Source organism: Desulfobotulus mexicanus (assembly GCF_006175995.1).
GTDB classification, from domain to species: domain Bacteria; phylum Desulfobacterota; class Desulfobacteria; order Desulfobacterales; family ASO4-4; genus Desulfobotulus; species Desulfobotulus mexicanus.
In genome coordinates this window covers 1-7,751 of sequence record NZ_VDMB01000047.1, presented here as the reverse complement: position 1 = coordinate 7,751, position 7,751 = coordinate 1, and the positions used below count along the sequence as shown (strand labels likewise).

8 protein-coding genes and 1 pseudogene are annotated in these 7,751 nt (G+C 42.2%); all 9 read right to left on the bottom strand.

What is annotated here, in order from left to right:
* A pseudogene (locus FIM25_RS17625) lies at positions 1-176 on the bottom strand (IS1380 family transposase); the annotation flags it as partial.
* Positions 177-292: 116 nt separating this feature from the next.
* Complete coding sequence (locus FIM25_RS16540) at positions 293-1,084, bottom strand: enoyl-CoA hydratase-related protein (RefSeq protein ID WP_139450960.1); 792 nt, start codon at positions 1,082-1,084, stop codon at positions 293-295.
* Positions 1,085-1,248: 164 nt separating this feature from the next.
* The gene (locus FIM25_RS16535; protein WP_179953477.1) at positions 1,249-2,496 is read right to left on the bottom strand and encodes an O-antigen ligase family protein; all 1,248 of its coding nucleotides are present in this window, start codon (positions 2,494-2,496) and stop codon (positions 1,249-1,251) included.
* A 48-nt stretch (positions 2,497-2,544) separates the two neighbouring features.
* A complete protein-coding gene (locus tag FIM25_RS16530) occupies positions 2,545-3,579 on the bottom strand; it encodes a glycosyltransferase family 4 protein (protein WP_139450958.1) in 1,035 nt (344 codons plus the stop codon).
* 90 nt (positions 3,580-3,669) lie between these two features.
* Complete coding sequence (locus FIM25_RS17230) at positions 3,670-3,828, bottom strand: hypothetical protein (protein WP_179953476.1); 159 nt, start codon at positions 3,826-3,828, stop codon at positions 3,670-3,672.
* Positions 3,829-3,932: 104 nt separating this feature from the next.
* Positions 3,933-5,015 carry a glycosyltransferase family 10 domain-containing protein gene (locus FIM25_RS16525; RefSeq protein WP_139450957.1) on the bottom strand — a complete coding sequence of 361 codons (1,083 nt, stop codon included), beginning with the start codon at positions 5,013-5,015 and terminating at the stop codon, positions 3,933-3,935.
* A 44-nt stretch (positions 5,016-5,059) separates the two neighbouring features.
* Complete coding sequence (locus FIM25_RS16520) at positions 5,060-5,815, bottom strand: hypothetical protein (RefSeq protein WP_139450956.1); 756 nt, start codon at positions 5,813-5,815, stop codon at positions 5,060-5,062.
* Positions 5,816-6,005: 190 nt separating this feature from the next.
* Positions 6,006-6,998, bottom strand: a complete 993-nt coding sequence (gene fcl, locus FIM25_RS16515; protein WP_425456392.1) for a GDP-L-fucose synthase — start codon at positions 6,996-6,998, stop codon at positions 6,006-6,008.
* A gap of 70 nt (positions 6,999-7,068) precedes the next feature.
* Entirely contained in the window at positions 7,069-7,512 is a 444-nt protein-coding gene (locus FIM25_RS16510; RefSeq protein WP_139450955.1) for a GDP-mannose 4,6-dehydratase, read from the bottom strand.
* Between the last annotated feature and the right edge of the window lie 239 nt (positions 7,513-7,751).

Sequence of the window (7,751 nt, the reverse complement as noted above, 5' to 3'; positions counted from 1 at the left end):
TCGCTGTCTGTAAAACCCTGCTTTTTATTGGCTCCGATCTTCATATGTTTTTCAATAGAATCCCGCAGACCCATGGCATGTATCAGATCCAGATAAAGCGGAAGACCTCCCAGTGCTGTTAATCCTACGCCTCTTTTTTCTTCTTCGTACTTGAATGGAAGGATGCCTTGTGTCATAATTTTTAAAATCCCCGTTGGTGATAGTTTTTGTTCGCAACAAATACTCTATCATACTGTTTTTACAGCAACAACGGGGATTTTTATTTTTTTGATGAAAGATCGGGGCCATATTATCAACCCTTCAGCCCCGCCGTAAAATTCGGCTTGCGTTTTTCAAGGAAAGCCGTGGTTCCTTCCTTGGCATCCGGGCTGGCCATGCACAGGGCAAAGGCATCTATTTCCATACGGCAGGCCGTGGACAGATCCACATCCATCCCCGCATTCACAACGGCCTTGGCCGCGCGCAGGGAAACCCTTCCTTTGGCTGCTATGCCCTTAGCTGTTTTTCTTACGGCATCCATCAGTTCTTCGGGCTTTACCACCCTGTTAACCATACCCAGGGCCAGCGCTTCTTCCGCAGACAGCATTTTCCCTGTAAAAATCATCTCCTTTGCCATATTTTTACCGACAAGACGGGGCAGGCGCTGGGTTCCTCCGAAACCGGGGATGATACCCAGGGTGATTTCGGGAAGCCCGAATTTGGCAGCTTCGGACGCATAGATAAAATCACAGGCAAGGGCCATTTCACTGCCGCCGCCCAAGGCAAAACCATTAACCGCAGCAATGACCGGGATGGAAAGATTCTGCAGTTTTCCTATGGCATCATGGCCCAGCTGACAGAAAAAGCGGGCATCCAGAGGTCCGAGGGTTGCCAGTTCAGAAATATCCGCACCCGCAACAAAGGCCTTGTCACCGCTGCCCGTCAGAATGAGGACACGTACATTTTCATCCTTATCAATGACATCCAGGCAATGGGCAAACTCCTGAAGCAATGCAGCATTCAGGGCATTGAGCGCCTTGGGCCGATTAAAGGTCAGAGTTGCGATTCCATCTGCGTATTCATAAACAATGTTTTCATACTGCATGACTTCCTCCTTTGTGCTGTTTAAGGCAGCACCTTAACAGGCAAGAGCTTTTCATTTAGTTAATCTTTATTTACCGCTGACTGAATACAGCTTCAATGCATAGCAAAATTTCAATATAACTCAAACAATAATTTAAACATAAGCAACTTTTTAAAAAACTATCTTCACGATATCTGCCCTTCACCAGCAGCACCACAATACAAAGCAATCAACCAGAAATAAACTGTAGACCATGCGGTCGAATACAAGGCATAATGGGAATTAAATGGCAAAAAAACCACCATTACAACCAAACCATAGGGCAAAATTTTTAACCGATGTTGTGCCGAAGATTTTAACCAAAACTTAAACATGAAACCCATAGCAAAAAGTAAACCAAAAATACCAATAATTCCTGTCTCACTTGCAATATCTAAAAGAAGTAAATGTGCATGATGCACCGTCAAGCTGTTATTCATAAAAAAATCGTCCTGCGGCGCATAATTTTCATATGCATATCTCAGATTACGTGCACCAACACCATTAACTGGATTCGCTTTAAAAACTTCAAATGCTGTATGCCAAATGGGTAAACGATTACTCACAGCCTGATCAATCTGATCCGAATCATGACTGAAAACAAGCACAGACTGCTGGAATCTCTCCGAAAATGATGAGGAAAAGAACATGGAACCCATTATTGCCAAACCTACAACCAATCCTATGACTCCAAGAAAAGGTAGTTTTCTTAACCCATCCCTGCGAATTATCCATATAAAAACAGAAAATAAAACAACTGCCAATATTATCCAACCATTTCTGCTACCTGCCAAAAAAACAATTGACGTTACTCCAAAAAATGCAATGCCTTGCCCCCATAAGGGCCACTTCAGATATGAATAAACCAGAAGTAAAGGGCTCATTGTAGCCAGATAAGAACCCATATTTAAATTGTTTCCGAAAATACCATTAATACGTCCATCAATGTCTGAATAACCGAAAACATTGTATCCCAGCACTGCCTGAAGTAAGGCATCCATTACCCAAAAAAGAAGTATAAATGCAAAAATTCTGAGTATTTTTTCCGAAACCCCTACAACCTTCATTGTGTAAACAATAAAAATACCCATCAGATAAAAACGTAAAAAAGCCAGAGCAACAACAAAGGTTTTTTCCGGATTCACAGCACCGATAATAGAAAGCACGACAGGTATCCAGAAGGAAATATAAACAAAAGAAAATAAAACAACGCCCTTTTCTTTAAACAGAGAAGTTCTATATTTTATTATTAAAAACAAACCAGACAAAGCCATTAAAACAACAGAGATTTCAGAGATTCTGCTAAAGGGTATCAAAACCAGAAAAGAAACTATCAGCCCAACAGAAATTTTATTTATCATGTCAGAATCTTGCATTTTTAATAGAAATGACATCATTATTCCTTTTCTGATAGATTGGGACTTTTTAGGCTTCCATCAACTTCAGGTAGTTATCAATTGCTGAAACAATTTTTCATACTCTCCCAAAATCACATCCGGTGCATATCTTTCATGAAATTTTTTCTCTGCATTCAAAGAACAATGCTTTGCCACTTCCGGATTATGCATTGCGGAAAAAATGGCCTTCGCCATATCTTCAACATCATCAACTTCACATAAAAAAGCATTTCCATCCTGAAGCACTTCATTGGGACCATGGGTTCGTGTTGCAATAATACAGTTACCACTTGCCATGGCTTCAAGTACCACAATACCAAAAGGTTCATCACGGGAAGGCAGAATAAAAAAAGGAGCTTTTTGTAAAAAAAACTCCACATCTTCAACCCATCCGGAAAAGTGTACCCGATCTTCAATGGAAAGATCATGGACAAGTTGCCTTAGTCTTTCCCGCTCAGGACCATCTCCTCCAAGCAAAAGCTCAAGATCAAATCCTTGCTGACCTAACAATGCTACAGCCCTGACAAGAAGATCAAAACCTTTTTTATGAACAAACCGCCCAAATGCTACCAGTTTTCGCTGAGAGAAATCATGACTTACTGGAGATGTCTTCCTTATATTGCTAAAGTGAGGAATTACTGTAATATTTTGTTTTGCCACTCCCATACTATTAAAATAGGAAGCCTGGTGCTCTGTGCCAGGAACGAAATGTTTAATATTCTTATAATATTTTAGCTTCACATAATTATGCATGTTCGCAATAACAGGCAAGGAGGCATTTTTTAATGCAGCCCCTGTTAGTGATGCTGTGCGTGCAAGGTGAGTATGGACTACATCTGCGTTAAAAGCTTTGACAGCTCTTCGAATTTTATTTTCTGCAAATAAATTCCTGTCCCATCGGCTATCAACATTTTCTATTATAATATCAGCTTTTGTATCCAAAAGAGACAAGCCCTGAAACCTGTCAGGACATATAGCCAAAACATTATGCCCCCGCCTAGCCATACCATTACAGAGATCTACAAAAAGACGCTCTGCTCCACCAAACCCGGAAGAGACTAAAACCTGAACAATTTTCATTATCGTCACTTAATCCAAAAGTTCGTAAAGCTCTATTTTAACCTTAAAAGAGACCCTAAAATCAAACAAACAGATACAAATCATCATTGTTCATACCAACAAATCTCCTCCGGCTTCCGCATGAAAATCTCCTCCGGCCCCACCCTTTTCAAGGTAAACCATCATCTGAGGATAGGCTTTCATAGACTCTTTTATAATCCTTGTCACGGGTAAATCCTGAAAAAGACCATGATCCTTTTCATAACGCATATGTTCCCTGCCCTGTATGTCAAAACATACAAACTGGTTACATTTTACCATCAAATTCGAAATATTACCAACACATACTGGTATCAGACACATAAACAACAACATTATGGATACTGTCCACGGAGCATACCTCTGATTCTGAGGCGGCCTTTAATTTCCACTTTCTCCCAAAGACTCCGGATACCTGTCAAGGGGCGCTTGATCCGCAGTGTCTGTCTATTCATAATACAGCCAGTCAAAGAACCTTCATGACTACCAGCACCATCCGGATTTCTGCGGATCACCTTTTCTATCACTTCAAACAGATTATACTCCTCAAGAACCCTTCTCCTTGCCTCAAGTATATAGGAAAGTCTATCTTCATACTCATTATTGGCTATTGTACTTTGAATCAAATCCAGTGATTTATCAAAATCATCTATATCGATAGGCACATAACTGTCCTTTGGAAAATACTCACTCGCATTGGGGCATCCGTGATAAAAAGGAAGAGTATGGCCCAAAAAGGCATCTGGAAGTTTTTCCGTCATATGATCACAGCAGATGTGATTTTCTATGGTGATATGATAGCGATAGGGGTTCAGTGCCTCTGCCTTATCAGCCATGGGCTTCACACCATGACCGAAAACATCCATTTCCGGCAGGCAAGCTTTAAGACGTTGAGTGAAATGCACCCGCTTGCTATGAAGCGTCAACCTGCCTCTGCGATTAGAGCAGACTGTGGAGAGGTTTCTTTCCTTTACAGGCGGAACCATAGACCTAAGATCGTCATAGGGAATGAAGGAGGCTTCCTCTTCATTCATACCATAAAACCAGAGCAGTCCAGGCATTGTAAAGACCGGATTGGGATGATGAATTACCCATGGCTCCTGGCTGGTAATAATCGTTCCGAATTGCTTAAGATAATCTGTTCCATAAACGGTAATACTAGAAGGCTCTGTGGTGACAAGAATGCTTTTCCGACCAGCACATGCCAGAAACTCCATTCCTCTGCGCTCTTTCGACCAGGCAAGATCATGGTAAACTACCAGCCAGTCATAGTCATTTTCATCAGGGTCGGTGACAAATCTACAATCGGACCAGACGCCATCTTGACCAGGAAGTTGGCGATAAAGCCATTCAGGAGCTACTCGCCCCACAATCTTTACGGTAACAGGACCTGAACCTAACTTATCGTCAGAAGACATAATGTTCCTTAAAATTATAATTTGTAAAACCGCTCAATTTAGGTTTAAATTCGCCAGTGTTCAGCAATCCACGGAGTTGGTTTAACGGTTTTGTAAAACTTTTTAAACCACGGGACATCCTTTCCCCATATGCCATGAATGGCTTCCGGTGGATTAGGATTACCATGAAATACAATAATTTTTGCTCCTTCAGGAATTTTTGCCGGTACTATAAAGCTGTTAAGAATTCCGCCTGGCATACAGTGAAACTTAAAGCTTTTGCACCATATATCAGGAAAAAAATCAAAACCATTCCTGCCAAGAGCCCTTGTTATATAAACCTGCTCGGTCCGATATTCGGCTGCTATTTTATCCGGATTTTCCAGATAGGTATGCAGGAGATTTTCATATTGGCCCATTTTAAAACAAAAAGCTGAAGCTTGACCAATCAAGCGGTTGGGCTGTGACCAATTTTCTATAATTGCCATTTGATCAGAGAAGTTAAAAAAACAGTCAATAATATCAATTATGATAACATCAAGATCCAAAAAGAGAATTTTTCCTTCAATATTATTTAGAGGGTTTTGAAAAAGAAGTAGTTTTCTCCATGCTTCACATTTTTTGTACTTAGCAGACGGCTCAGGGAAATCAGGGATGGGAAAAATATCAATATTCTTATCAATTCCCTCAGGATTATCTGTAAAACATATAAACCTATAAGGTACTGTAGTATTTCTTTTTACCATAGAGGCTAAAATATTTACATAGGTGGCATCATATTTATCACCCCATTTCATACATACAATATTATTGATGATCATTAATAACTTGCTCCTTTTTAAAAAGTCATGGGCAAGGGCCATGGCTCAAAAACATGGTACCGCTAATAGAGGTTAAAAAACAAAGAACTACCTTACTTTTATAGTGTACAGGTATCATTAATACAAATTAAAGAATACAGCATAAAATAAAGCGGTTACCCAACCCATGCCAACGAAAAATAGAGATCAACTAACATACCTTTAAATCTTCTTTATGCTTCAAAAACCAAGCATAGGTATAATTCAGACCTTCTTCAAGCCCAATACCCGCCTGCCATCCCAGAGACTTCAGCCGGGATACATCAAGGAGCTTCCGTGGAGTCCCATCGGGCTTTGTGGCATCAAAAACCAGCCGTCCCCCGTACCCCGTCACCCTGGCAATGGTTTCAGCCAATTCCCGTATGGTGCAGTCCTGCCCTGTACCCACGTTAATATGGGACAGCATGGGACGGGTATATTGCCTGTGGACGTCTTCCTCCAGATCCATTACATGCACTGAAGCGGCAGCCATATCATCCACATGCATGAACTCCCGCATGGGAGTGCCGCTGCCCCAGATCAGCACCTCAGGTGCTTTTTCCTGAACGGCTTCGTGGAAACGCCGTAGCAGTGCCGGAACAACATGGCTGTTTTCAGGATGAAAATTATCCCCCGGTCCATAGAGATTGGTGGGCATCACACTCCGGTAATCCCTGCCGTACTGGCGGTTGTAACTTTCACACAACTTGATTCCAGCAATTTTTGCAATGGCGTAGGGTTCATTGGTGGGCTCAAGCACACCGGTAATCAGTGCCTCCTCCTGCATGGGTTGCTGCGCATCCCTCGGATAGATACAGCTGCTCCCCAGAAAAAGCAGTCTCTGCACCCCGCTGAGGTGGGCCGCATGGATGGTGTTGGCCTCAACAACAATATTCTCATAAATAAACTCAGCAGGATACGTATTGTTGGCAAGAATCCCCCCCACCTTTGCCGCTGCCAGATAGATTTCATCGGGTTTTTCTGACTGCATAAAGTCAAAAACAGCCCTCTGATCCAGAAGATCCAGCTCGCTGCGGGTCCGGGTGACAATATGTTCATACCCCAGTATCTCCAGCCGTCGCACAATGGCACTGCCCACCATTCCCCTGTGGCCTGCGACAAAAACCTTCCTATCCGATACCGGCTTTCTTTTTTCCATTATCATACTGTCTCCCGTCAAAAAAATGGGGTTCCCACACAGACAGTGCAGCAAAAACTTTATGGCCGTAAAGAAGCTATTCCATGGAAACCGGCATCTCGTAACCGTTTTGTTTTAGCAGAGCATAGCGTCTGGCTGTTTCAAGGTCTTCCCTGACCATTTCCGCACACATTTCCTGAACGCTGATTTCAGGCACCCAGCCCAGTTTTTCTCTGGCCTTTGAGGGGTCACCCAACAGGGTTTCCACCTCGGTGGGCCTGAAATAACGGGGATCCACACGCACAATGATATCCCCTTTTCCCACGGCAGGCGCTTTTTTTATATCCCGGATATTCTCCACAAAAGCCACCTCGTCCACACCACTTCCCTCAAAACGAAGATCCAGACCCAGCTCTGCGGCACTCCACTGAATAAATTCACGGACACTGTACTGCTTTCCTGTGGCGATAATAAAATCTTCCGGAGTTTCCTGCTGCAGCATCATCCACTGCATACGAACATAATCCTTTGCATCCTCAATTCCCGGAAAATGTAACTATTTGCACTAGCCCCAAACTGTAAACATCTATAAATAAAGACATAAGCAACTATTTAATGCTTGACTTTTTGGAAAAAACATAGTTATATTCCATCAAATGTAACTATGGAGGAAGGAAATGGCAAGCATAACCCATCACCACAACAAGAAAACCGGAGCAATTTATGTATACTCAGTTGAAAGTTATTGGGACAAAGAAAAGAAAGCACCAAGAAATAAAC